This window comes from Gudongella sp. DL1XJH-153, assembly GCF_049310905.1.
Taxonomy (GTDB): domain Bacteria; phylum Bacillota; class Clostridia; order Tissierellales; family Tissierellaceae; genus Gudongella.
Genome location: NZ_JBMEMN010000016.1, coordinates 13,614 through 38,897 on the forward strand (window position 1 = coordinate 13,614; position 25,284 = coordinate 38,897).

Annotated in this window: 21 protein-coding genes; 18 read left to right on the forward strand and 3 right to left on the reverse strand. The window is 39.8% G+C overall.

What is annotated here, in order from left to right:
• The first annotated feature begins 62 nt into the window (after positions 1-62).
• The 3 genes from alr to ACOEN1_RS07625 all read left to right on the forward strand — a co-directional run bounded on the left by alr (position 63) and on the right by ACOEN1_RS07625 (position 1,907).
• On the forward strand, positions 63-1,238 hold the full coding sequence (gene alr / locus ACOEN1_RS07615) for an alanine racemase (RefSeq protein ID WP_422486160.1): 1,176 nt from the start codon (positions 63-65) through the stop codon (positions 1,236-1,238).
• A 91-nt stretch (positions 1,239-1,329) separates the two neighbouring features.
• Complete coding sequence (locus ACOEN1_RS07620; RefSeq protein ID WP_422486161.1) at positions 1,330-1,563, forward strand: hypothetical protein; 234 nt, start codon at positions 1,330-1,332, stop codon at positions 1,561-1,563.
• Positions 1,560-1,907: a type II toxin-antitoxin system PemK/MazF family toxin gene (locus tag ACOEN1_RS07625; RefSeq protein ID WP_422486162.1), complete on the forward strand. Its 348-nt coding sequence runs from the start codon at positions 1,560-1,562 to the stop codon at positions 1,905-1,907. Before ACOEN1_RS07620 ends, ACOEN1_RS07625 begins: the two co-directional genes overlap by 4 nt.
• A gap of 99 nt (positions 1,908-2,006) precedes the next feature.
• Here the strand turns inward: ACOEN1_RS07625 and ACOEN1_RS07630 are convergent, their stop codons facing one another.
• Entirely contained in the window at positions 2,007-3,170 is a 1,164-nt protein-coding gene (locus tag ACOEN1_RS07630; RefSeq protein ID WP_422486164.1) for a pyridoxal phosphate-dependent aminotransferase, read from the reverse strand.
• Positions 3,171-3,416: 246 nt separating this feature from the next.
• Between ACOEN1_RS07630 and ACOEN1_RS07635 the strand changes: the two genes are divergently transcribed.
• From ACOEN1_RS07635 to tkt, 9 genes are read left to right on the forward strand one after another with little or no spacing between them, the layout of a single operon-like run.
• A complete protein-coding gene (locus ACOEN1_RS07635) occupies positions 3,417-3,875 on the forward strand; it encodes a hypothetical protein (protein ID WP_422486166.1) in 459 nt (152 codons plus the stop codon).
• 31 nt (positions 3,876-3,906) lie between these two features.
• Complete coding sequence (locus ACOEN1_RS07640; RefSeq protein WP_422486168.1) at positions 3,907-5,181, forward strand: nucleotide sugar dehydrogenase; 1,275 nt, start codon at positions 3,907-3,909, stop codon at positions 5,179-5,181.
• The gene (locus tag ACOEN1_RS07645) at positions 5,181-6,443 is read left to right on the forward strand and encodes a glycosyltransferase family 4 protein (RefSeq protein ID WP_422486169.1); all 1,263 of its coding nucleotides are present in this window, start codon (positions 5,181-5,183) and stop codon (positions 6,441-6,443) included. The genes ACOEN1_RS07640 and ACOEN1_RS07645 overlap by 1 nt, the downstream gene beginning before the upstream one ends.
• Positions 6,444-6,456: 13 nt before the next feature.
• A complete protein-coding gene (locus tag ACOEN1_RS07650) occupies positions 6,457-6,924 on the forward strand; it encodes a DUF4330 family protein (RefSeq protein WP_422486170.1) in 468 nt (155 codons plus the stop codon).
• The gene (locus ACOEN1_RS07655; RefSeq protein WP_422486171.1) at positions 6,921-7,415 is read left to right on the forward strand and encodes a DUF4330 domain-containing protein; all 495 of its coding nucleotides are present in this window, start codon (positions 6,921-6,923) and stop codon (positions 7,413-7,415) included. The genes ACOEN1_RS07650 and ACOEN1_RS07655 overlap by 4 nt, the downstream gene beginning before the upstream one ends.
• 49 nt (positions 7,416-7,464) lie before the next feature.
• On the forward strand, positions 7,465-8,979 hold the full coding sequence (locus ACOEN1_RS07660; protein ID WP_422486173.1) for an O-antigen ligase family protein: 1,515 nt from the start codon (positions 7,465-7,467) through the stop codon (positions 8,977-8,979).
• Positions 8,980-8,997: 18 nt separating this feature from the next.
• Positions 8,998-11,202 carry a polysaccharide pyruvyl transferase CsaB gene (gene csaB / locus ACOEN1_RS07665; protein ID WP_422486175.1) on the forward strand — a complete coding sequence of 735 codons (2,205 nt, stop codon included), beginning with the start codon at positions 8,998-9,000 and terminating at the stop codon, positions 11,200-11,202.
• A gap of 4 nt (positions 11,203-11,206) precedes the next feature.
• Positions 11,207-11,992 carry a WecB/TagA/CpsF family glycosyltransferase gene (locus ACOEN1_RS07670; RefSeq protein ID WP_422486177.1) on the forward strand — a complete coding sequence of 262 codons (786 nt, stop codon included), beginning with the start codon at positions 11,207-11,209 and terminating at the stop codon, positions 11,990-11,992.
• On the forward strand, positions 11,993-13,966 hold the full coding sequence (gene tkt, locus ACOEN1_RS07675; RefSeq protein WP_422486178.1) for a transketolase: 1,974 nt from the start codon (positions 11,993-11,995) through the stop codon (positions 13,964-13,966). It begins immediately after the preceding gene.
• A 40-nt stretch (positions 13,967-14,006) separates the two neighbouring features.
• Here tkt and ACOEN1_RS07680 read toward each other — a convergent pair whose 3' ends face one another.
• Positions 14,007-14,600, reverse strand: a complete 594-nt coding sequence (locus tag ACOEN1_RS07680) for a 5-formyltetrahydrofolate cyclo-ligase (RefSeq protein ID WP_422486179.1) — start codon at positions 14,598-14,600, stop codon at positions 14,007-14,009.
• Positions 14,601-14,716: 116 nt separating this feature from the next.
• Here ACOEN1_RS07680 and ftsE point away from each other — a divergent pair, with 116 nt between their 5' ends.
• The 4 genes from ftsE (at position 14,717) to ACOEN1_RS07700 (ending at position 18,753) form a co-directional block, all read left to right on the forward strand.
• Positions 14,717-15,412: a cell division ATP-binding protein FtsE gene (gene ftsE, locus ACOEN1_RS07685; RefSeq protein WP_422486180.1), complete on the forward strand. Its 696-nt coding sequence runs from the start codon at positions 14,717-14,719 to the stop codon at positions 15,410-15,412.
• Positions 15,393-16,289: a permease-like cell division protein FtsX gene (gene ftsX / locus ACOEN1_RS07690; protein WP_422486182.1), complete on the forward strand. Its 897-nt coding sequence runs from the start codon at positions 15,393-15,395 to the stop codon at positions 16,287-16,289. Before ftsE ends, ftsX begins: the two co-directional genes overlap by 20 nt.
• Positions 16,290-16,300: 11 nt before the next feature.
• Positions 16,301-17,437 carry a murein hydrolase activator EnvC family protein gene (locus ACOEN1_RS07695; protein WP_422486184.1) on the forward strand — a complete coding sequence of 379 codons (1,137 nt, stop codon included), beginning with the start codon at positions 16,301-16,303 and terminating at the stop codon, positions 17,435-17,437.
• Positions 17,438-17,532: 95 nt separating this feature from the next.
• Positions 17,533-18,753, forward strand: coding sequence for a S41 family peptidase (locus ACOEN1_RS07700; protein WP_422486186.1), 1,221 nt, complete (start codon positions 17,533-17,535; stop codon positions 18,751-18,753).
• A gap of 23 nt (positions 18,754-18,776) precedes the next feature.
• Here ACOEN1_RS07700 and ACOEN1_RS07705 read toward each other — a convergent pair whose 3' ends face one another.
• Positions 18,777-20,348 (reverse strand): hypothetical protein, encoded by a 1,572-nt coding sequence (locus tag ACOEN1_RS07705; RefSeq protein WP_422486188.1) that lies wholly within the window; start codon positions 20,346-20,348, stop codon positions 18,777-18,779.
• Between the two features lie 131 nt (positions 20,349-20,479).
• On the opposite strand from ACOEN1_RS07705, the gene uvrB reads away from it, so the two are divergent.
• Together uvrB and uvrA are read left to right on the forward strand one after the other, a co-directional pair.
• Entirely contained in the window at positions 20,480-22,462 is a 1,983-nt protein-coding gene (gene uvrB, locus ACOEN1_RS07710; RefSeq protein WP_422486190.1) for an excinuclease ABC subunit UvrB, read from the forward strand.
• Positions 22,455-25,280: an excinuclease ABC subunit UvrA gene (uvrA, locus tag ACOEN1_RS07715; protein ID WP_422486192.1), complete on the forward strand. Its 2,826-nt coding sequence runs from the start codon at positions 22,455-22,457 to the stop codon at positions 25,278-25,280. Before uvrB ends, uvrA begins: the two co-directional genes overlap by 8 nt.
• Positions 25,281-25,284: the final 4 nt, after the last annotated feature.

Sequence of the window (25,284 nt, forward strand, 5' to 3'; positions counted from 1 at the left end):
TCCTTGTGAAATACTAGATTAGTAGTATAATATTAAGAGAACAAATTACAAGGAGGTTCCCAATGGACATTTTTTTTGATGTAAGGCCCACCTACGTGGAGATAAACCTGGATAACCTTTCACATAACTTTAGGGAAATTCAGAAGATTGTAAAGGACGGCACGATTGTAATGCCTGTTATCAAGGCAAACGGATACGGACATGGATCCATTGAACTGGGCAAGATGTACAAAGAGCTGGGAGCGGAGAGAGTAGCAGTTTCCCTGCTAAATGAGGCAATTGAACTTAGAAGGTCAGGCTTCGATCTTCCCATACTTGTACTTAACTTCACTCCTCCGGAACAAATGAAGGAAGTTGCAGCCTATGATTTGACACAGGCCATCTACAGATACGAGGATGCAAAGGCATTGTCTGAAGCGGCAGTGGAGATGGGTAAAACAGCAAAACTTCATATTAAGATTGATACTGGAATGGGAAGACTTGGTTTCCAGCCAACAGAAGAATCGGTGGATGAAATATTAAGGATCAAGGATCTTCAAGGCATTGAGGTGGAAGGAATATTTACACACTTTGCAAAGGCAGATGAAACAGACAAGACTGTCACAAGAGAGCAGTATGAGAAATATGTATGGATGGTTGACAGACTTGAAAAAAGGGGATTCAAAGCTCCAATAAAACATGTTTCCAATTCAGCTTCAATAATTGATCTGCCGGAGTATAATCTGGATATGGTTAGACCTGGTATCATGATTTATGGTTACTATCCATCAGACGAAGTTGATAAATCAAAAATTGAATTGAAGCCAGCCATGACACTGAAATCGGTGGTATCAAATATAAAAACGGTTGCTGAAGGTACAGGAATCAGCTATGGACATCTATTCAAGGCTCCAAGAGAATCCAGAATAGCAACTGTTCCCATCGGCTACGCAGATGGGTATACCAGGATGTTGACTGGAAAAGCGGAAGTCTATGTAGGCGGACAGATAGCTCCTGTGGCAGGTAAGATCTGCATGGATCAGCTAATGCTGGATGTAACGGATATACCGGGTGTCCATATTGGAGATGAGGTTGTATTCTTTGGAGAAGGCGTAGATGGATATCCTCATGTGGACCAGGTGGCAGCCAAGCTTGGAACAGTTAACTACGAGATTATATGCATGATTGGAAGAAGACTCCCAAGAGTATACAAGAAAAACGGAAAAGTAGTAAAGACTCTTGATTATTTGCTGGGCTAATCAATGAATCATTGACACGGTTTTTATTATAGAGATATAATTATAATATACTGATATTTCTCTGAGTACACAGGAAGGGGGGGTTAACCTAATGAGCAAAAGAGAAGATTGTCTGCCTATGGTTATAGAAGATAATCTGGAGCTATTTGATAAAGTGGTTGCCCTATGCAATCACAGTGAGTTTCACTGCAAGAAATACCGAGAGTTTATGAGAGGGTATCTCGAGGTTAGCCAGTTAAACATAACCCTATCTGAAATGGGTCTTGAGGAAGACGTTACTGACCTGATGGGATATGAATCTTCACTGGAGTATAATGAATTATGATAGTGAAAAGAGGAGACATATATTATGCCGACCTTAGCCCGGTTATTGGATCTGAGCAAGGTGGTGTACGGCCGATACTGGTAGTTCAAAATGATGTGGGAAACAAGTACAGTCCCACAGTCATAATCGCCGCCATCACCTCTCAGATTAACAAGGCCAGACTACCGACCCACGTGGAAATAACAGCACAGGATTTTGGTCTTCCGAAAGATTCGGTGGTGTTGCTTGAACAAATCAGGACAATTGACAAAAAAAGACTTAGAGAAAAAATTGGTAAGTTTGATGAGGATATGATGAGAAAGGTCGATCAGGCACTTAGGATAAGTGTTGGAGTTGGCAGTTGATTAAGTCCTCCTACATATTTAAGAGCGTATAAGCGCTTAGTACTTAAGTCAATAAATATACTCCTGAGCTGGCTCAGGAGTATATTTATTGTTAATGATTCAATGATTCAATGATTCAACAAATAGTTTCATTCGCTTGAAAGCTTCTCTCAGGTCATCGTCAGAACCTGCAAACACAACCCTGATATAGCCTTCTCCCATTTCGCCAAAGGCTGAACCTGGAACAACAAGAACCTGCTGGCTCACAACCAGTTTTTCCGCAAATTCCTGTGAAGTCATCCCGGAGGCCTTAATATTTACAAAAGCATAGAAACTCCCTGGGGAGGCTTTGTATTGGAGACCTTCTATTTTGCTTATTTCCTCAACTACGATATTTCTTTTTCTAGCGTATTCCTTCCGCATGAATTCTACAGATTCCGAACTATTCGTGATAGCCTCAATTGCTGCAACCTGTACAAAATGAGGAGCACAGGAAACTATTCCTTCCTGAAGCTTAGGCATCTTATCGATAATTCTTTTACTGCCCACGACATACCCGATTCGCCATCCTGTCATTGCATAAGTTTTTGACAAACTGTTTACTATCATTACATTTTCCCTTATTTCAGGGAATTGGGAGATGCTATGGTGCTCGTAACCATCATATATGATTTCTTCGTAAACCTCGTCTGAAATTACAAACAGATCGTGTTTTTTAACTACTTCTGCAATTTCTGCCAGATTATCTTTCGACAAGACAGAGCCCAATGGATTACTCGGGGAATTAAGAATCAATACCTTTGTTTTTTTGGTAATTGCATTTTCTATATCCTTTGCTTGAATATTGAAGTTGTTTTCTTCATAGACGGGAACTTTTACAGCCTTGGCACCTAGAATAACGGTTTGCCCCTCATAGTTGGGATAGCCTGGGTCCGGAATCAAGACTTCATCCCCAGGGTTTACAGTTGCCAGCATGGAAAGGAATATTGCTTCCATTCCTCCTATTGCAACCATAACATTATCTAGAGTGAAATTTCCTCCAATTAGACTATTGTACTTTTCTGCTATTGTTTTTCTCAGTTCAGGTATGCCTGCATTGGAAACATAGTGGGTATTGTTATTATCCAATGACTGTTTTGCTGCATTTTTGATGTTTTCAGGTGTGTCAAATGCAGGTTCGCCAACTGTAAGGCTGATTACATTATCGTATTTGCCGGCAAGCTCAAACATTTTTCTGATTCCAGATGCCGGATAATTACTTGTTACCATGGATAGCTCTTTCAATAAAATCCCTCCTGTAAGTGCATTAATTTACCATTTCTCAATCGATTAAACTATGTAAAAAAAACCTTTACAATTTATTATACCCAACTAGGATTGAAGATATACTAATTGAATTATAATAATTCTACATAAAACCTACACAATGACTAGATGTGGGTGACATTTACCGTCTAGTTATAGTATAATGTAACTTGGCTAAGTATGAATCTAAAAATCAATCCAAACTATGATGGGAGTGTTATTTATATGAAATTCAAAAGAACCATTGTGACATTGGGAGTAGCAGGGTTGTTGCTGGGATCAACCGTCGTTTTCTCCGAACCTGGGAGTGAGACGGATCCTGTTGTGTCCTTGAGCTATCTTAATATCAAGCTGGAGGAAATAAGGGATTACATAGACGAAAAGATTAGCGACAGATCAGATCAGAACGTCCCTGGAGATAGCCTTGTAGTAGTGGAATTGCAAAATGGACAGATTCTTGAAGGACAAGCAGGTACCGAAATCATCAAAAGAAGTGGAGAAGCTGTTGCCATAGCATCAAGCCTGGGAGGACTTTCGAATGTTACATCAGGCGTTGATATTGCTGATGGAGCAAATGTTCCAAGCAATCATCTTTTGATAGTTCCAAGAAGTGATGGAAGAGGAATCCTTGTTACCAAGGACAAGACATTTGTTATGGTCCGTGGAGAGTATAACATTAAATAGATCAGTAAAAGGCTAATTTTGGAGGTATATCATGAAAGATAAGAAAATTACAATCGTAGGCCTTGGGTATATTGGACTGCCAACTGCCGCAGTTATGGCCAGGGCTGGAATGGAAGTACTGGGATATGACCTGAATAGAAGAGTTATTGATGCTCTCAACAGAGGAGAGATAATAATTGAAGAACCTGGACTGTCCGAACTAGTCAATGAAATGGTTAGTTCAGGTAGACTTAAAGGGATCTCCACACTTCAGGAGTCGGATGTATTTATAATAGCTGTACCTACACCGATAACTGAGGATAAAAAAGCAGACATGAGCTATGTAAAGAGTGCTGCAGAAGATATTTTGCCTCATCTGAAGCCGGGAAACATAGTTGTCCTTGAGTCAACATCACCTCCAGGAGCTACTGAAGACATAATTGTTCCAATACTTGAAAGATCAGGTCTTAAAATTGGAGATGAGGTTTTTGTTGCCCACTCACCGGAAAGGGTTTTGCCTGGCAGGATTATTCAGGAACTGGTCGAAAACGACAGGATTATCGGTGGAATAAATCCGGAATCCACGGAAATTGTTAAGGAAGTTTACAGGACATTTGTTGATGGTGAAATATATACAACCGACTCAAAGACAGCTGAGATGTGCAAGTTGATGGAAAACACCTTCAGGGATGTGAACATCGCACTTGCCAACGAACTTGCAATTCTGTCCGAAAACATGGGCATAGATGCCTGGGAGGTAATAAAGTTTGCAAACAAGCACCCCAGGGTAAATCTGCACCAGCCAGGACCAGGAGTAGGAGGTCATTGTATAGCAGTAGACCCTTGGTTTGTTATTGAAAATCATCCGGAAGGAAAGCTGATTCGACAGGCAAGAAATATAAATGATGGTATGCCTGACAAGGTTATGGAGAAAATTCAGGAGCTTGTTCAAAGCGATGAAGCCAAGGTTGCAATTCTGGGTGCAACATATAAACCCAATGTTGATGATACAAGGGAGAGCCCCGTCTTGAAATTGGTTGAAAAACTTTTGCAAAAGACCAGATTGCAGGTGGCTATCCACGATCCTCATGTTGACAGGGAGGTTTTTCCTTACAGCGGAAGACTGTATGATCAAATTGAGGATGCAGTAAAGGATGCAGACTTGATTGTCCTTGGCGTAAACCATTTTGAGTATAGTACGCTTGACTTTGGACTGCTTGGAAATCTCATGAAGGCAAAAAGATTATACGATACCAGAAATTATCTTAATGAAAAAGAGCTGGTTGAAAATGGATTCCAGGTAACAATTTTAGGCAGGGGTATTTAATGGAGAAGGTATTGATAATAGCCAATGAATTCCCTCCCATGGGAGGAGCAGGAGTTCAGAGAACTACAAAATTTGTAAAATATCTTAGAGATTTCGGCTTCGAGCCTGTTGTTGTAACCAAGGAGCATGTGGCTGAGCTCACAGATAAGAGCTTGCTTGGGGATATTCCAGATGGCATCAAGGTCCATAGATTAAGGCCCTATGATACTGTTAACCGGAAGGGAATTTTAAAGCTGCCAATGAAGTTTCTCGGGACCAGAATAATGTCTCCGGATTCCGAATATTTATGGTATCTGTTTAACAGGGATAGGGTAATGGATATAGTGAAAAACGAAGGAATTAAGCTGATATATACAACTTCCTTTCCCTACTCATCACACCTGATGGGTCTTTATTTAAGAAAAAACCTTGATGATATCAAGTGGGTGGCGGATTTCAGGGATGAATGGACAAACAATCCATACCATAGGGACAGCATATACAAGAGAATCAAGTTCAAGGGTGAAAAGAAGATGGAGCTTCAGGTAACTGAAGGCTGTGATTATTTTATTACCAATACTCCTTTGATGCTTGAAAATTTTGTAGCGGACAATGATTCCCTGGTTGGGAGATCTACTTTTATTCCAAATGGATACGATGAAGAGGACTTTCAGGATCTGAACAATCAGAGGGATGGTGGCGAGAAATTTGTTGTAACCTACACTGGCTCCCTCTATGGTCGGAGAAATCTCGATGAGTTTATGGATGGACTGAAAATATCCCTGGAAAAAGGTGAAATAGAAAAGAAAGACCTTGAAATTAGAATTGTGGGTAATATCTATGACAAGGTCATTGATTCCTATGCAATAAAGTACAACCTTGAAGGACAGATAAAATCATATGGATATCTTCCTCACAAGGAAAGTATCCAGATGCTCTTTAATTCAGATATTATACTTCTTGTTATTGGAAAGGGTAAGGGTTCAAAAAACTTTTACACCGGCAAGATATTCGAATATATCAGATCAGATAGACCTGTACTTGCAATAGTTCCAAGTGATGGAGTTGCAGCACAGGTAATTAGAGAGACAAAAACGGGGGAAGTAGTTGATCCTGAAGACATAGAAGGAGTTTCAAAGGCAATAACCAGCTATTATAGTCAGTGGAAGAATAAAGAAATTGAACATTACCCGGATTGGGATAGTATTAGAAATTATAGCAGAAGGTCTCAGACTGGAAGGCTTGCAGAAATTTTTATGGAACAAATCCATACAGAGAAGTAGAAAGGGGCAGATTATGAAGAGAAAGTGGAATTGGATTGATACGGTCGTGGTAGTCATCTTGATTGCTGCGGTGGTCTTGTTCTTTAATAGAGAAAGGTTGACTGGTGGAGTTACAGCGGGACCTTCCAACGCAAAGGATATTGTTATGACAGTTGAGGTTGACGAGTTGAAACCGGAGATGGTTACAGACATTGAAGTCGGAGATCAGATATTCTCCCAGTACAAACTTCAGAATGCAACAATCAGAGAGATTCAGACAAGACCAATGGCACTGAAGGCCGTGAATGACGCAGGAGAGGCTGTAGCATATGAGAGTGAAGATTATATTACTCTGGAAGCTGTTATAGAAGCTCAGGTTGTAACAAGCGGACCCTATATGGATCTTGGAGGGCAGGAAGTCAAGGTAGGTCTTGAATTTGTTCTCAAGACGGTTGAGTTTGAGGCAATGAGTGATATAAAGCATATTGAGGTGGCACAATGAATATGATAAATAAAGAGGGAAAAGTATTCAACAAAATAAACATATTGGATTTGATATTTATTGGAGTTATTGTTCTGTTACTGTTTTTATCTGTAATTAAAATAATGGGAAAAGACCTTGAGGATATCGGAGCATCAGCTGAGTCTGTGCATGTAAGGTTTGTGGCATCAATACCATATGACACTGGTTATCTTGATTCAATACAGGTAGGCGACACAATCGGAGAGACAAAACAGTATCTGGAAGCGACAGTTGTTGATGTCCAAGTGATGCCTGTTTATGAGACCAACCTGGATAACTCTGGAAATCCTGTAAAATCTGTTGATCCAACCATGGAGGAAGCAATAGTAACCATAGAGGGAACTCTGCCTTACGACAGCATGAGCTACAAACTTGGGGCACAGGAAGTCAGACAGGGAAAGAAGATATTTATAGAAAGCGATTTTTACAGACTAAAAGGTCAGATAGTGAGTATAGAGGTTGTGAATTAGTATGGGGCTTAAGGAAGCGATAAATAAGAGCCTTTTTATTGGCTTGCTGATGAAAATTAAATACCTTGCATCAAACAGCCTGATATTCAATATTAGGCTGAACCGCAATGACCCTGGAGAAGCCAAGGAATACAAATCCTGGATTGATAACAGCCTTTTCTATGGAATATTGATGGAGCTGGACAGGTTTATACGAAAAATTGAAGGCGAAATATATAATGGATTATCAGGAAGCAGACTTCTTGGATGGATATTAAAGAAGCAGAAGAAAGATTCGGAATCCACCAAGGGCAGCGGGATCCTTTATAACAGCAAGATTTTTGGAGGGGTATCCAAGGCGCTTGGTTCTCCAACATTTACAGATCTTCTCATGATGCTGCCTGTACTTTATGTTGCAGTGGACTACGTGATAAGAAGGCTTCCTGTAATAAACATGTTCGGTTCTGTGTGGGATGAACTTCTGCTGTTGTTTATGGCAGGCGTATTCGTTATAAAAAGAATAGCCAGCGGAGGGAAAATAAAGTATAATTTTGGACCGATGGATCTTCCAGTAATCATATATATAGTCATAGGTGTTAGTCATATTCTTATAAAAGCTCCTGACCTGGGAATTGCAATTGAGGGATTCCGTTCAGTGTTTCAACATATTCTATGGTATTTTATTGCAACACAATATATCAGGACTGTAAGAGACTCAGAAAGAGTGATAAATGTAATGTTGGCTCTGGGTTTGTTCCTGGGTCTGCATGCAGTATACCAGTACATTACAAAGGTTCCCATGCCAGGAAACTGGGTGGATACAGCTGAGAATATTACAACAAGGGCATTTTCAATTATTGGAAGTCCAAATATACTTGGAGTAATATTTGTACTGTTTATACCAATAGGAGTTGCAATGACACTTGCAGCCAGAAGTAATCTTCATAGACTTTATTATGGAGGGGTTTCCATTATAATGATAGCGGGACTTCTTTTTACCATGTCAAGAGGAGCCTGGCTTGCATTTGCATTTGCAGCTGCGATATTCGTTATAATTTTGGTTCCAAGATTGATAGTTCCATTTGCTGGACTTGGAGGAGCATTTGTGCTCTTTGGAGGTGCTTTAAGCGAGAGGCTTCTTTATATGCTTTCACCTGTTTATCTTATGAAATCAGCAGCAGGAGGAAGACTTTATCGCTGGAACATCGGAATGGAGATATGGAGAAGGGACAAGCTATTTGGAATGGGGCTTGGAAGATACGGTGGAGCTGTTGCCATGAATAACAATCTTACACCTTTTTATCTGGACAACTATTATCTTAAGACACTTACTGAGATGGGTATATTTGGTATAGCGGCACTCGCGTTTGTGATTGTTTCCTTTATAGTTTCTACAGTCAGGATAATCAGAAGCCAGACGAATTTGAAATACAGGATAATGGTTATTGGACTTTTTGCAGGTGCAATGGGCGTACTTGCACAGAACTTTGTTGAAAACATTTTCGAGGTTCCTGCAATGATAGCATATTTCTGGATAACTGTGGCACTTATAAATACCTACAGTCACAAAAAAGGGACTGAGTAGGACGAAAGGAGAATACCATTGAAGGTACTTCACTTAATAAGCGGTGGTGATACAGGTGGTGCAAAAACCCATATAATTGCCTTGCTTAAGGGATTGAACAAAAGAATTGATGCAGAGATCATTTGCTTTATTGAGGACACCTTTTACGATGATGTTGTAAAGGCTGGAATACCGATCAAGGTGTTTAAACAGAAAAGCAGATCTGACCTAACCATTATAAGCAGATTGGTTGAGGAAATAGAAGACAAGGGTTACGATATTATCCACTGTCATGGAGCCAGGGCAAATTTTATTGCCCAGTTTCTCAAGGGCAAGGTTGACAAGCCATTTATTACTACAATACACAGCGACTACAAGCTTGATTTCAAGGATAATTTTTATAAGAGACTTGTATATACAACATTGAATACCATAGCTTTGAGAAGATTTGACTACTATATTGGAGTGTCCGACCTTTTTAGAAAAATGCTTGTGGAAAGAGGATTCAGGCGGGACAGAATATTTGTAACATACAATGGAATTGATTGTGATTCCCAGGAGGACTTTGTATCAAAGGATGAGTTTTTGAAGAGATACAATATTGAAGACCGTGGACAGGCCTTTGTTGGAATAGCTGCAAGGCTTGACAAGGTCAAGGATCACGTGACATTTATTGAAGCTGCCAAGCTTGTTCTCGAGGAAGAGGATGCTACTTTTCTTATAGCCGGGGAAGGAGCGGAATCAGATTATCTTCACGAGCTTGTGCGAAGGTACGGTATTCAGGATAAGGTTAAGTTTCTGGGTCATGTAAAGGACCCCTATTCATTCTTTAACGCTATCCACATCAATGCTCTGACATCGGTAAGTGAAAGTTTTCCTTATGTAATACTTGAAGGAGCAAAGATGAAAAAGCCTGTGGTCACCACTGAGGTTGGAGGTGTTCATATGCTTGTAAAAAATGGCGAGAATGGATATCTTGTTCCCGTTGGAAATGAAGTAGTCTTAAGGGACAAGCTTCTTAAGCTTATAAGAGATGATGAACTTGCCGAAGAAATGGGACGCAAACTTTTTATGGCTGTAAGAAGAAATTTTTCCTACGCAGCAATGGCCGAGTCCCACGTAAAAATATATGAAAAGATACTCCACGGCGGACCCAATGTTGTTATGAGTGGTTACTTCGGCTTTGACAACAGTGGAGACGATGCAATACTAAAGGCAATCGTAAAGGATATGAAAGAGCACAATAGTCTTGTAAGGATTAATGTTCTCTCAAAGGATCCGGACAAGACTGAAGGAATATGTCCTGTAGTATCATCTGACAGGTTTAAGATTCGTGATGTATACAAATCGCTAAGGGATTCCGATATTCTTATCAGTGGTGGAGGGAGTCTTCTGCAGGATGTTACTTCCACAAGATCACTCTTGTATTACCTTGCACTGATGAAACTTGCACTGTTTTTAAAGAAGCCTGTTATGGTCTATGCTAACGGAATCGGACCTATCAATAAACCCTTTAACCGATATCTGACCAAAAATACACTGAATAAGGTTCAGCAAATAACCCTAAGAGACAGAGGTTCAATGGAGTATATCCAGAAGATGGGGGTTGCCAACAAGAATGTAAAGGTAACAGCAGATCCGGTATTTACACTTGAAGCAGCTGACAACAACAGAATAAATCAGATATTTGTAAATGAAGATATTTATCCGAAAAAACCACTGGTTGGTGTTTCAGTAAGATACTGGAAGGATGATAAAAATCTTTCCCGTGAACTGAGCAATGGTCTTAAAGCAATTATGGATGAAAATGACATAGAAATACTTCTTATCCCGATGCATTATCCCGAGGACCTTGAAATCTGCCAAAAGATCAAGGAGATGGTTGGGAAGGAAGATTGTCATATCCTTCAGGCAAAATACACAGCAGAGGAAATAATGGGCATTATTGGAAAATTGAAGATGATGGTAGCAATGAGACTTCATTCCCTAATATATGCTGCAACAAGAAAGGTTCCCATGATGGGTCTTATATACGATCCCAAGGTTGAAGGATTACTGAGGGAGTTGGAAATCCCTTATTCCATATCAGTGGATAACCTGGAAGCTGAAAAATTCAAGGAAGTATTTGATTTGGCATGGAATGATCTTGATAATATGAGGGAGAATATCGGTGAAAAAGAGGAGAGGCTAAAGATGCTGGCTCATGAAAATGTTGAAATAGCTTTTCGAATAACAGGCAGGTGATAAAGTGGACAGGACTGATAAAGTAGATATATTTGGGGTAGAAATACAAGATACGACACTGCAAAACCTTATGGGAGAATTGAAAAATGCACTTCAGGACAAAAAGTTTTGTAAAGTGTTTACCCCAAATACAGAAATAGTCATGATGGCAAAAAAATCCGAAACCCTCAAGAAGGAGCTAAACAAGGGCACCTATGTGATTCCCGATGGAATCGGGTTGATTTATGGTGCAAGATTAAGAGGAGTCAGATTGAGGGAAAGAGTTACAGGATATGATACATCCGTGGAACTGCTTCGCCTGGCCCACAAAGAAGGCTATGGAGTGTACCTTCTTGGAGGTCGTGAAGGAGTTGCCCAAGAGGCAAAAAAACAGCTTGAGAAGAATTACCCTGGGATAAGGATCACAGGGCATCATCACGGGTTTTTTAAAGGCAGCCACGCCGGTGATGGCGTGACACCTGAAGAACTTCTGATTGTAGATGAAATTCAAAAATCAGACACAGATATTCTATTTGTAGGCTTTGGTTTTCCACGACAGGAAATCTGGATTAATTCCCATGGAGAAAAACTCGGTGTAACAGTTGCTATCGGTAATGGAGGAGTGATTGATATTCTTTCAGGACAGGCAAAAAGAGCTCCGGATATTTTTATAAAGCTTGGACTTGAGTGGTTTTATCGTCTTGTGACAAATCCTTCAAGGATCAAGAGGCAGTCAGTATTGCCACTTTTTTTAGTGGAAGTTGCCATGAACAAAAATTCAATCAGTGAAATCAATAAGGAGGACAAGTAAATGAATATTGATCAGTTAAGTATTGATACCATAAGAATGTTGTCAGCACAAGGGGTTGAAAAGGCAAACTCTGGACATCCTGGACTCCCACTGGGAGCAGCACCAATGGCCTATACCCTATGGAGCAAAGTCATGAATCACAATGGAAAGAACCCTGACTGGACAAACAGGGACAGATTCGTCCTATCAGCAGGTCACGGCTCAATGCTGTTATATTCCTTGTTGCATCTTTTCCAGTATGGACTGACAATGGAGGATATTGAGAACTTTAGACAGCTTGACAGTAAGACACCGGGACATCCTGAGTATGGACATACTGCAGGTGTTGAATCAACAACCGGTCCACTTGGCCAGGGAATTTCTACAGCTGTTGGTATGGCAATGGCTGAAGCCCACCTTGCTGCCAACTTCAACAAGGACGATATAGAGGTAATTGACCACTATACCTATGTTCTGGTTGGGGATGGAGACCTTATGGAGGGTATAAGCAATGAGGCATCATCACTGGCAGGATCTCTTGGTCTAGGGAAATTAATCGTACTGTACGATTCAAACTCGATATCAATTGAAGGAAGCACAGATCTTGCATTTACAGAGGAAGTTAGAAAAAGATACGATGCTCTTGGATGGGAGACCATTCTTATTCAAGATGGAACCGACATAGAAGCGATTGAAAAAGCTATCAAAAAAGGTAAAGAAAATCTTGATAAGCCTACCTTGATTGAGGTGATTACAAATATAGGTTATGGAACTGAGAAGCAGGATACAGCAAAAGCTCACGGTGAACCTCTTGGTGATCACAATATGGAAGTATTAAGGAAGAATCTAAATTGGGATTATGAAGAGTTCTTTGTACCTGAAGAAGTTAAGACTCACATGGAGAAACTTGTGAAAGAAAGCCAGGAGAAAGAGGCTCAGTGGAATGAGCTGATGAAAAAATACAGTGAGAAGTATCCTGAAGAAGCTAAAGAGCTCCAATCATGGCTTTCAGGGGAGATTCCTGAAGAGTATCTGGAGTCAGATGGATTCTGGTCATTTGATAAAAGTGTTGCCACAAGGGCAGCATCTGGTACTGTTATTAACAGACTTGCAGAAAAAATACCAAATCTTTTTGGCGGATCAGCAGACCTGGCACCTTCTACAAAGACAAAAATCAACTCAAGAGAAGTATTCTCAAAGGACAACTATGCAGGATCAAATATTCACTTTGGCGTAAGAGAACATGCAATGGGCGCAGCACTTAACGGGATGGCACTTCATGGAGGAGTAAGACCTTATGGTGGAACCTTCTTTATATTTACGGACTACATGAAGCCTGCAATGAGACTGGCATCACTTATGGAATTGCCAGTGACATATGTTCTGACTCATGACAGTATAGGGGTAGGCGAGGATGGACCGACCCATCAACCAGTTGAGCAACTTGCAGTATTCAGGGCACAGCCAAACTTTATAACCTTCAGGCCTGCCGATGCAAGAGAGACAGCCGCAGGATGGTATGTTGCCATAAAGAGCAAAAAGACTCCAGTAGGTCTTGTGCTTACAAGACAAAATCTTCCACTTCTTGATGGAACCGGCAGGGAAGCATTAAAGGGTGGATATGTTCTCAAGAAGGAAAAAAGGGAACTCCAACTTATCCTAATGGCATCCGGCTCAGAAACAAGTCTGGTTTATGAAGCGGCAGACAGGTTGGAAGAGCAGGGAATAGGCACAAGAGTAGTTAGCATGCCTTCGTGGGAGTTGTTTGAGGAACAAGGCAGGGAATACCAGGAAAGAGTACTTCCAGGCTCAGTAAGGGCAAGGCTTGCAGTTGAAGCAGCAAGTTCAATGGGCTGGCAGAAATACACAGGGCTTGACGGAGATATAATTTCCCTTGATCGATTTGGTGGTTCTGCTCCAGCAAATCAACTGTTTGAGAAATTTGGATTTACTGTAGATAACGTAGTCAAGAAAGCGACTGAGCTTTTAAAATAGATAAAAAATAATGCAGCTAGAAAATTTTCTAGCTGCATTATCATGCTCTGGTCTCATATAATCCTTCCGAGCAGGGAGTGACACCCATCTCTGTAATAATCATATCCACAGGGACATCGAAGCTTTCCCTTGGAACTCTTCCCACAAGCTGCATCCCAAATCCAACTGCAATTTTAGGAACTGTTTTTGCTATGGAAATCAGGAATCTGTCGTAATAACCACCGCCATAACCCACTCTGTAACCGTAGGGATCAAAAGCAACACCTGGAACTACTACCAAGTCAATGTCAGATTGTTCAATAGGTCTTGTGAATTCTTTTTTAGGCGTTAATATATTGTAATAGCCTGGTTCAAGCTCTTTAAAATCCATCAGTTCTGAAGGAATCAGCTTCTTTGTCTCTTGAACAGTAATTGGCACAATTACTCTTTTGCCTTCTAAAAGGGCTTCTTTAATAAACTGGTGCGTATCCAGTTCATCATTAAAGCTGACAAAGCACATTATTACTTTGGCTTCCTTATAATATTTAGTTGCCTTCAACAAATCTATGATCTTTCTACTGTGGGATTTGCGAGCTGACTCACTTAACTTAGATCTCTCCTGAAGAATTAGTTCTCTGATAGTCTTTTTATCCAATTAAATCACCTCAAACAGTTTATTTATATGTGATATTGTAATATAATAATAATAATACCACGAATAAGGAATATGTCAAAACTAAAATTACATGGAAAGGGCTTCGAGGTGAGATAGTGATCAAACTTGTTAATATTTCAAAGGAGTACCGCAACGGTGTTACTGCCTTATATGATATAAATATGGAGATAGAAAAGGGAGAGTTTGTTTTTTTGGTCGGCTCAAGTGGAGCGGGAAAATCTACTCTCATAAAATTGTTATTGAAGGAAGAGGGAATCTCGAGAGGTAAGCTTTATTTGGATGGAATGGATATAACAAGGGTTCCGAATAGAAGAATTCCATATATAAGAAGAAAAGTAGGGGTAGTATTCCAGGATTTCAGGTTGCTACCCAATAAAACTGTGTATGAGAATGTTGCATTTGCAATGGAGATTATTGGAGCAAGGCCAAGGGAAATCAGAAGACGGGTTCCCCTTATTTTAAGTATGGTAGATTTAAGCAGAAAAGCATCCAGTTTTCCAGACCAATTGTCAGGAGGAGAACAGCAGAGAGTTTCAATAGCACGATCAATAGTCAATAATCCTCCAGTACTTATTGCTGATGAGCCAACTGGTAATCTTGACCCTGATACTGCAGGAGAGATTATGAAGGTCCTTTTGGACATAAACAATAGAGGGACGACAATAATCATGGCTACCCATGCCAGGGATATTGTAAATTCCATGAAAAAGAGAGTAATCGCCCTTGAAGATGGCAGATTGGTAAGAGATGAACAGAAGGGTGGTTATAGCATTGAAATTCCGAATATTTAAGAATGTAATCAAGCAGGGATTTCAGAGTATGTGGCGTAACCGTGGCATGGGAATAGCATCCATATCAAGTATATCGGCTGTTCTTATGATCCTTGGTGTCGTTCTTATTCTTGTTTTAAGTATCAATAACGCAGTCTTGGACACAAAATTAAAATTTGATGAAGTGGAAGTATTCCTGGTTGATGATCTTTCAAATGAATCAATGGATATAATAGAGGGAACCGTCAAGGAATATCCCGGTGTATTGTCTATTCTGTTCAGGTCCAAGGAACAAGCTCTTGAAATCATGAAGGAAGAATGGGCAGAAGAAGCTTACCTTCTGGATGGTCTAGAGATAAATCCCTTGCCGGATGCATATATTATTAAGGTAAATGACATAGAATACGCTGATGAACTTGTAAATGACGTAAAAACACTTGACGGCGTAGAAGAAGTGAAATATTATAAAGATGTAATAGATAAATTGTTGATATTTGCTGGATACATCCAATTTGGGGGTATAATGATAATTGGAATACTGGTATTTATTTCTGTTTTCATTATTTCAAACACTATTAAAATTACTGTGTCTTCGAGAAGACGCGAAATCAATATTATGAAATATGTAGGAGCTACAAACGGTTATATCAGAGGACCATTTATTATGGAGGGAGTATTCTTGGGTATAATTGGTGCAATGATATCAATCGGTATTGTTTATTTTGGATACGAATACTTTTACAACTCAATGAACGATAAGCTGTACGACTTATTTACATTCTATCTGGTAGATCCAAAGCTAATCTTTGCGGATCTTGCTATTATGTTCGGCACCATAGGTTCTGGAATAGGTGCACTGGGTAGTCTTGTATCACTGAAGAGATTCCTTAACGTATAGGGGGTAATTATATGAGAGGAAGAAAGATACTGATTTTGTTTACAGCATTTCTGATGGTCTTCTTGACTGTTGTTCAGGCAAGTGGTCAATCTGTTGATGCCTTGAAAAAACAGCAGGAGCAGATTCAGAATCAGATAGAACAAACAAAAAAAGAGATTGCCAATATGCAGAGTCAGAGCAAGGAGATAGACAACCAGATTAAAGAAATTGATCTAAAAGTAGCCAATGCTGCATCAGAAATTGAAAGTGTCGAGAAGGAAATTGAAATTATAAATTTAAATATTGATAATACAATGGAAGAACTTTTAACAGCAGAGAAGAACATAGAGGAAAGACTCGATACATTCAATCAGCGACTAAGGGTAATGTATAAGAACGGGAACACAGGATATTTGGAAGTACTCCTATCATCTGGCAATATAAAGGACTTCCTGTCGAGACAGGAAATGATACAGTCCATAGCAGAGTATGATAAAGAGCTTATCAAGTACATGAAGGAACAAAGAGATATTATCGAGGAAAAGAAAGTTGAGATGGAAGGCCAGAGAGCATCATTGGAGGTCACAAGGTCGAAACTTGAGTCGAGAAAAAGGGATCTGGAAAAAGTCAGCCGTGAAAAAGAGAATCTGATGGGAAGGCTGCAACAGAATATAAAGTCATATGAGTCAGAGTATGACAAGCTCAATGAATTTGCAAAGGAAATTGAAACAAAAATAGTAAAGCTTCAGAGAGATTCAGGACCATATTCAGGAGGAAAGATGGACTGGCCAGTGCCAGGACACAGTAGAATAAGCTCTCCTTATGGATATAGAATTCATCCAATATTCAAGGTCAAGAAGCTTCATACTGGTGTAGATATTCCTGCGCCAACAGGAACACCAATAACTGCAGCTGCTGCTGGTACTGTAATTTACAGTGACTGGCTTGGAGGCTATGGAAAGGTAGTCATGTTGGATCACGGTGGTGGTATTGTAACTTTGTATGCTCATAACTCATCTGTTGTGGTTTCCGAAGGACAGACAGTGGCAAGGGGAGCAACTGTAGCAAAGGCAGGAAGTACAGGAAACTCAACTGGACCACATCTACATTTTGAGGTAAGAAAAAATGGGTCATATGTTGATCCAATACCTTGGTTAAGAGGAAATTAATTAGAGGAGAGAAATCTCCTCTTTTTTAGTTAATGACAAAAAAATGTATTACCAGTATTTAATATGTTTGTTATCTTAGAAATAGAGGTGTCGAAATGTCAAAGAAAAAAATGATTGTAATTTTTGTAGTACTATTGCTAGTAACAAATCTTGCAACTTTTGTGATTGGAAATTTTGTATCGGTTTCCATGGGAAACAGGGTTGTAATTCAAAAAAACGAATATGAAACATTAAGCGACCTATATAAAGATAATTCAAAAATCCTTCAAATTAAAAGTGTCATTGATGAGATGTACCTTTGGGAGGTGGAGGATCAGGAACTCTTGGATGGTCAACTCAAGGGAATGGTCGATGCATTGGGCGATCCATATTCCATTTATATGACCCAAAATGAATACGAGAGTTTCAATATGGGAACTGATGGAATTTACGGAGGGATAGGAATAATTGTTACACCTGAAGAGGATGGATTTATAACAGTTGTCTCTCCAATAGAGGATACACCAGGTGAAAGAGCAGGAATCAGATCAGGTGACAAGATTATAAAAGTTGAAGGAAAGGAATACTTTTCTGATAGTATGGATGAAGCTGTAAGCTTAATGCGGGGTGAACCGGATACTGAAGTTGTGATTACAATTATGAGAAGAGACAAGGAAGGCAATACTGAAACCTTTGATATTGAGATTACAAGGGAAATCATTAGACTAGAGTCAGTAAAAAGCGGAATAATCCAAGACGACATCGGTTATATAAGACTGACAGCTTTTGACAATCTAACATACGAGGATTTTATGAAAGCATTGATGGATGTTCAATCCAAGGGTGCAAAAGGACTTGTTTTGGACCTTCGGAGCAATCCAGGCGGTTTACTGAATGTAAGTGTAGATATAGCTGATGAGCTCCTTGGAGAGGCAACAGTGGTATATACAGAAGATAAAAATGAGAATAGACAATACGAAAAGTCAGACAGCAAAATGGTTGATCTTCCTCTGGTTGTCCTGGTAAATGAAGGTAGCGCAAGTGCATCAGAAATTTTGGCAGGAGCAGTAAGAGACAATAACCGAGGTAGGTTAATAGGGACTACAACATTTGGCAAAGGCTTGGTTCAAAGAATAAAAGACTTGCCAGATGGATCCGGAATCAAACTGACGGTCTCGGAATACTTCACCCCGAATGGAACTAACATCCACGGAATAGGCATTGAACCGGATGTAGTAGTCGAATTGGATGAGGATGTAGAAGGAGTTGGACTTGATTACCTGGAGCAGGATAATCAGCTTATAAAGGCAATAGAGGTTTTGAGAGAAGATATGTAGATAAAAAAAGTAGATAGCGCGGGCTATCTACTTTTTAAATTTGATAAGTTCATTGAGTATATTATTTCTAGAACTTCTGACCTGTAAGTTATCGAAGGATTTGCATAAATCGTTTCTGTATTCATATCCAGGTAGATTCTGCTGGTGTTGATATTACCGAGAGATATAAGTTCAAAACTTTCTATATCTAGAATATGAGCCCCAAAGCTATTGTTGCCTGGGAGCTTTTCTATCACAAGAATTTCAGTATCTGAAATTATGCTCGTATCAACCACATTAAATCTAGTTTCATATTCAGTTTCCAAAGTCTTAAGGTTGAATATATGAAGTCTATTTTTAGTTGAACTGTCATCATTTCTAAGATGCATTCCAAGGTTTTCATTTAAGATCTTGGGACTAAATCCGTCGTCTACGTATCTAAAACCATTTCCTCCATCTGAAACCAGTATCCTGTTGTTTGAATTGTTGCTTGTAAATTCTGATGCAAGTATTACATCATTCATTGTACTTAAGGTATCGAGATCCATCATAAAAACATAGGTTGCCATCAAACTGTTATCCTGTATGTTGTAAGAGAAAATTTGTGTCTGATTGTCAGTAAAACTTGTAAGAACCTGTATTTCCAAATCGTTATTCCAGGAAATCTGTTCAGGGATAAGATCCATGTTTGTTCCTATGCGAACTGCTCTTCTGTCATCAATGGAAATAGTGTAGGCAGTAGCCTTTTCACCGTCTCTTTCAAGCAGGGCCACATTTAAGCCATCAGGGCTAAGTTGGGCGGATTTGATTAAAGAGAATGTTTTGAAAATATCCACTTTGTCACCTGAGATGAAATCGTAGTACCACAATTCATCTTTATTGGTATCCAGATTTTTTCTAGAATAAATGATTGCTTTCCCAGGAACAAAATCCAGAATGGTACCTTGATCAAAATAAGTTGATATAAGGCCTTTTGATGATTCCACAACTTCTCCGTTGTTGGCACTTACCTTCAGCCGAAGATTAATAAGTGGAATTTCAAGGTTTTCAGTATCATAGATATTATTATACTCAATAACCCATAGAGGTTCATTTTCCTCCTTGATTAGTCTTATTGAGGGAGAACCATCTGTAGATATTTTGTAATCAGACTTAACCTTTTTTAGAACATCTACGATTCCATGACTAACACTTACAGGGGTGTAGTTTTCATTTACTATACTAAATTTCATTGATTCTGCTTCGGATGGAGTTACATTTGAAAGCAAAACCGTTATTTGGGGTATAACTAATTCTGCAGAAGAGTAAGAGCTATTTACAAGGTGGATATTGTAGACTCCATCAACATCTTCAATCTTTGATACTTCCATACCGGTGCTCTGGACTATTCCTGGAGATACCAATAAAAGTAAATTATTGTTTTTTCTGGAAAGTTCAATCCTAGGTTCGGTATTCTGAAAGCCTTGGGATAAAACCACCTGTTCTACATTAAATTCCGGCTCTATTTCAATCTTTTGTCCCTGCACAGGGGTTGATTCCCGAAGGAATGGTAAAGAACAGCCGGTTATGAAAGTTATTGATAAAACAATCAGCAAAAGTATGCTGTTACGCTTCATTGTGGTTTCGCCTCCTCTAAATAATTTTACATTACTAAAGCGTTTTCCACAAGTTAATAATTACAGTGGATTTTTTTATTAAAAAAGTATATCATATAAAGAGAACAAGTGTTCAGGAATGAGGTGAATTTATGAGTGAATTTAAAATAGAATCATCATATAAGCCCACAGGAGATCAGCCCGAGGCGATTAGATTATTGTTGGAAGGTCTCCAAAAGGGGAATAAACACCAGGTCTTGTTGGGGGTTACAGGTTCAGGAAAGACATTTACCATGGCAAATGTAATAGAAGCAGTTCAAAGACCTACTCTTGTAATTGCACATAACAAGACATTGGCTTACCAGCTTGCCAGTGAGTTCAAGGAGTTCTTTCCTGAAAATGCCGTTGAGTATTTTGTAAGCTATTATGACTACTATCAGCCTGAGGCATACGTGCCACAGACTGACACATATATCGAAAAGGACTCGTCGATAAATGATGAAATAGATAAATTGAGGCACTCAGCTACAATGTCTCTTTTCGAAAGAAGAGATGTTATTATTGTAGCATCAGTATCTTGCATATATGGTCTTGGAGATCCAATTGATTATGAGAATCTGGTCGTGTCGATCAGACCAGGCATGCTCAAGGATAGAGATCAGATAATGCGTAAGCTTGTGGACATACAGTATGTCAGAAATGATATCAATTTTGAAAGGGGAACCTTCAGGGTAAGAGGGGACATACTGGAAATTTTTCCGGCATCATCCTCAGAGAATACCCTGAGAGTTGAATTTTTTGGTGACGAGATTGACAGGATTACAGAAGTAAACCATATCACCGGAGAAGTAATCGGGTACAGGAATCACGTATCCATATTTCCTGCATCTCACTTTGCAACAACTTCTGAAAAAGTAGAAAAGGCAATTGTCAGCATCGAGGAGGAGCTTGAGGAAAGACTTAAAGATCTGAGGGATAGGGACAAACTTGTGGAAGCTCAGAGACTGGAGCAAAGAACAAGATATGATCTTGAAATGCTTAGGGAGATGGGATTTTGCTCAGGAATTGAAAATTATTCCAGACATCTTAGCGACAGACCACCTGGAAGCAAGCCATATACATTGATGGATTATTTTCCGGACGATTTTTTGGTGATAGTTGATGAATCCCATGTTTCGATTCCACAGATAAGAGGCATGCATGCAGGAGATAAATCCAGGAAGACTACCTTGGTGGATTATGGGTTCAGGCTTCCATCAGCCTTGGATAACAGACCTTTAAGGTTCGATGAATTTGAGGACATGATAAATCAAATAATTTATACATCAGCTACGCCTGGTCCTTATGAACTGGAAAGAACTGACCAGCTGGTTGAGCAGATTATCCGTCCCACAGGACTTCTCGACCCAGTGATTGAGGTTAGGCCAACCGAACACCAGATAGACGACTTGTTGACTGAAATTAGAAAGGTTGCTGCAAGGGGAGAAAGAACACTTGTAACGACACTTACAAAGAGAATGTCTGAAGACCTCACAAAATACTTCAAGGAAGTAGGCATAAAAGTAACCTATCTACACTCTGATGTGCATACAATTGAAAGAATGGAGATAATAAGGGACCTTAGACTAGGTAAATACGATGTTTTAGTTGGAATAAACCTACTAAGGGAGGGACTTGATTTACCGGAAGTGTCCATGGTTGCCATTCTTGATGCAGACAAGGAAGGCTTCTTAAGGAGTGAGACAGCCATGATACAGACAATTGGTCGTGCAGCGAGACATATCGAAGGCAAGGTAATAATGTATGCTGATAAGATTACCGGCTCCATGAAGCGAGCAATTGATGAGACTGAAAGACGTAGAACGATACAGGCGGATTTCAATCGGGATAATAATATTACACCAAAATCCATCATTAAGGACGTAAGGAATATTATAGAAGCAACCATGGCAGCAGAAGATGTGGTAGAATACGATGAGGATTTATCACTGGAGGAGTTGGAGGCAATTATCCTGGGAATGGAAAGCGCCATGCTTATTGCAGCAGAATCCTTGGAATTTGAGAAGGCGGCAGAATTAAGAGATAAAATAATTCAGATGAAAAAGAAGTACGGAGGAAAGAGTTTAAATGACTAGAGATAAGATTGTAATAAAGGGAGCCAAGGTTCATAATCTCAAGAATGTAAGCCTTGAGCTACCAAGAGATAAATTCATAGTTTTTACAGGATTGAGTGGTTCAGGAAAATCATCACTTGCCTTTGATACAATATATGCTGAGGGACAAAGAAGATACGTTGAGTCCTTGTCAAGCTATGCAAGGCAGTTTTTGGGGCAGATGGACAAGCCAGATGTTGAATACATCGAGGGATTGTCACCTTCAATATCAATAGATCAAAAGACAACTTCAAAAAATCCCAGGTCAACTGTTGGAACAGTTACAGAAATTTACGACTACCTTAGGTTGCTTTTTGCCAGAATCGGTACGCCATATTGTCCGCATTGCGGAAAGGAAATAACCAGTCAGACTGTTGACCAGATGGTAGACCACGTAATGGAACTAGAGGAAAGAACCAGGATTCAGGTATTGGCACCCCTGGTAAGGGGCAAGAAGGGCGAGCATACAAAGCTGATCAAGCAGATTAAAAAAGACGGATATGTCAGAATGATGATTGACGATGAAATGGTAGACTTGGATGACGATATCAAGCTGGACAAGAACAAGCACCATACCCTGGAAGTAGTGGTGGATAGACTGATCGTCAGAGAAGGAATTGAAGGAAGGCTGTCTGATTCAATCGAATCTGCCCTTAAATTGGGAGATGGTCTCCTGAATGTAGATATAATTGATGGAAACAGGCTTACCTTTAGCCAAAAACTATCATGTCCGGATTGCAATATTTCCATTGAAGAAATTTCACCAAGAATGTTTTCCTTTAACAGTCCTTTCGGAATGTGTCCAGTTTGCAATGGCCTGGGTTTTCACAAGGAAATTGATGTGGATCTTGTAATTCCAAATAAGAATTTAAGCATAAATGGCGGAGCTCTTGCTCCCTATGGAAATATCGGTGAAGACACCTACTATTATCAAATTTTCAAGACTATTGCATCAGACAATGGATATAGTCTGGACCAGCCAGTATCAGAGGCGCCAGCGAAATTTATGGAGGAACTTTTATACGGGACCAAAAGGAAAATCAAGTTTGCCTTCTTAAGTCACTTTGACGATACCGGGAAAAGAGAATACGAGGGGAAATTTGAAGGGATCCTAAACAATCTGGAAAGAAGGTACAAGGAAACCCACTCTGATTATATGAGAAACAAGTTGGATGAATACATGGCGGAAAGCCCTTGCTCAGCCTGTGGTGGAAAAAGACTAAAGCAGGAAGTGCTGTCAGTTAAAATAAACGGTCTAAATATTTCCGAGGTTACTGATATGCCGGTAATTAAATCATTGGAGCTCTTTGAGCATATTAAACTGACAGAAAAGCAGCAGATTATTGGAGACCAGATTTTAAAAGAGATTAAGGAAAGACTGAGCTTTCTTAAAAATGTCGGTCTGGAGTACCTTACACTTTCCAGAATGGCTGGAACCCTTTCAGGTGGGGAATCCCAGAGGATAAGACTGGCTACACAGATTGGATCAAGCCTTGTGGGAGTTGTCTATGTACTTGATGAACCGAGCATCGGATTGCATCAAAGGGATAACTCTAAGCTGCTGGCAGCGTTGAGAAAACTGACTGATATTGGGAATACACTTATTGTCGTGGAGCATGATGAGGAAACAATGCATATGGCGGATCATATAGTGGATATTGGACCGGGAGCAGGAATTCATGGTGGAGAAATTGTCGCTGAGGGTACAGCTAGGGATATAATGGATAATCCAAGATCCATAACAGGAAAGTACCTGTCAGGAAAGCTGGAAATCGAAGTGCCTGAATATAGAAAACCTACCAATGGGAAATGGCTCCAGGTTAAGGGAGCAGCTGTAAACAATCTAAAGGAGATTGATATCAAGATACCCCTAGGATTAATGACATGTGTTACTGGTGTTTCAGGCTCAGGGAAAAGCTCCCTTGTAAACCAGATTATATACAAGTCACTTGCAAACAAACTGAACGGTGCAAAGATTAGACCGGGGCAGCATGAGGAATTGCTTGGTTTGGAATATCTGGACAAGGTAATTGAAATTGACCAGAACCCGATAGGAAGAACACCAAGGTCAAACCCTGCAACCTATACAGGACTGTTTGACCATATAAGAGATGTTTTTGCCATGACCAATGAATCCAAGATGAGAGGATACAAGAAAGGACGATTCAGCTTCAACGTCAAGGGAGGAAGGTGTGAGGCCTGCAAGGGAGATGGAATCCTTAAGGTTGAAATGCACTTTCTGCCGGATGTTTACGTTCCCTGCGAGGTTTGCAAGGGGAAACGCTACAACAGAGAAACCCTTCAGGTCAAGTACAAGGACAAGACGATTTCAGATGTTCTGGAGATGACTGTAGAAGAAGGACTGGATTTCTTTAAGAACCTGCCAAAAATAAAAAGAAAACTACAGACCCTGTATGATGTTGGTCTTGGATATATAAAGATAGGACAGCCATCCACAGAGCTGTCAGGTGGAGAAGCCCAGAGGGTCAAGCTTGCAACGGAACTTTCAAAAAGAGCAACAGGAAAGACAGTATATATACTTGATGAACCGACAACAGGTCTTCATTCAGCTGATATTCACAAGCTGGTTAATGTTTTGAATCAGCTGGTCGAGGGAGATAACACCGTAATAATAATAGAACACAACCTTGATGTCATAAAGACTGCGGATTATATAATAGACCTTGGACCTGAAGGCGGAGACAAAGGTGGATTTGTTGTTGCCACTGGAACTCCTGAGGAGGTTAGCCAGTGCCAGGAATCCTATACTGGTCAATTCCTGAAGAAGATTTTATCATGAGACA

Excerpts from the sequence above, each read along its gene's own strand:
- alr (WP_422486160.1), top strand. The coding sequence starts at position 63 with ATGGACATTTTTTTTGATGTAAGGCCCACCTACGTGGAGATAAACCTG.
- ACOEN1_RS07620 (WP_422486161.1), top strand. The coding sequence starts at position 1,330 with ATGAGCAAAAGAGAAGATTGTCTGCCTATGGTTATAGAAGATAATCTG.
- ACOEN1_RS07625 (WP_422486162.1), top strand. The coding sequence starts at position 1,560 with ATGATAGTGAAAAGAGGAGACATATATTATGCCGACCTTAGCCCGGTT.
- ACOEN1_RS07635 (WP_422486166.1), top strand. The coding sequence starts at position 3,417 with ATGAAATTCAAAAGAACCATTGTGACATTGGGAGTAGCAGGGTTGTTG.
- ACOEN1_RS07640 (WP_422486168.1), top strand. The coding sequence starts at position 3,907 with ATGAAAGATAAGAAAATTACAATCGTAGGCCTTGGGTATATTGGACTG.
- ACOEN1_RS07645 (WP_422486169.1), top strand. The coding sequence starts at position 5,181 with ATGGAGAAGGTATTGATAATAGCCAATGAATTCCCTCCCATGGGAGGA.
- ACOEN1_RS07650 (WP_422486170.1), top strand. The coding sequence starts at position 6,457 with ATGAAGAGAAAGTGGAATTGGATTGATACGGTCGTGGTAGTCATCTTG.
- ACOEN1_RS07655 (WP_422486171.1), top strand. The coding sequence starts at position 6,921 with ATGAATATGATAAATAAAGAGGGAAAAGTATTCAACAAAATAAACATA.
- ACOEN1_RS07660 (WP_422486173.1), top strand. The coding sequence starts at position 7,465 with ATGAAAATTAAATACCTTGCATCAAACAGCCTGATATTCAATATTAGG.
- tkt (WP_422486178.1), top strand. The coding sequence starts at position 11,993 with ATGAATATTGATCAGTTAAGTATTGATACCATAAGAATGTTGTCAGCA.
- ACOEN1_RS07695 (WP_422486184.1), top strand. The coding sequence starts at position 16,301 with ATGAGAGGAAGAAAGATACTGATTTTGTTTACAGCATTTCTGATGGTC.
- ACOEN1_RS07700 (WP_422486186.1), top strand. The coding sequence starts at position 17,533 with ATGTCAAAGAAAAAAATGATTGTAATTTTTGTAGTACTATTGCTAGTA.
- ACOEN1_RS07705 (WP_422486188.1), bottom strand. The coding sequence starts at position 20,348 with ATGAAGCGTAACAGCATACTTTTGCTGATTGTTTTATCAATAACTTTC.
- uvrB (WP_422486190.1), top strand. The coding sequence starts at position 20,480 with ATGAGTGAATTTAAAATAGAATCATCATATAAGCCCACAGGAGATCAG.
- uvrA (WP_422486192.1), top strand. The coding sequence starts at position 22,455 with ATGACTAGAGATAAGATTGTAATAAAGGGAGCCAAGGTTCATAATCTC.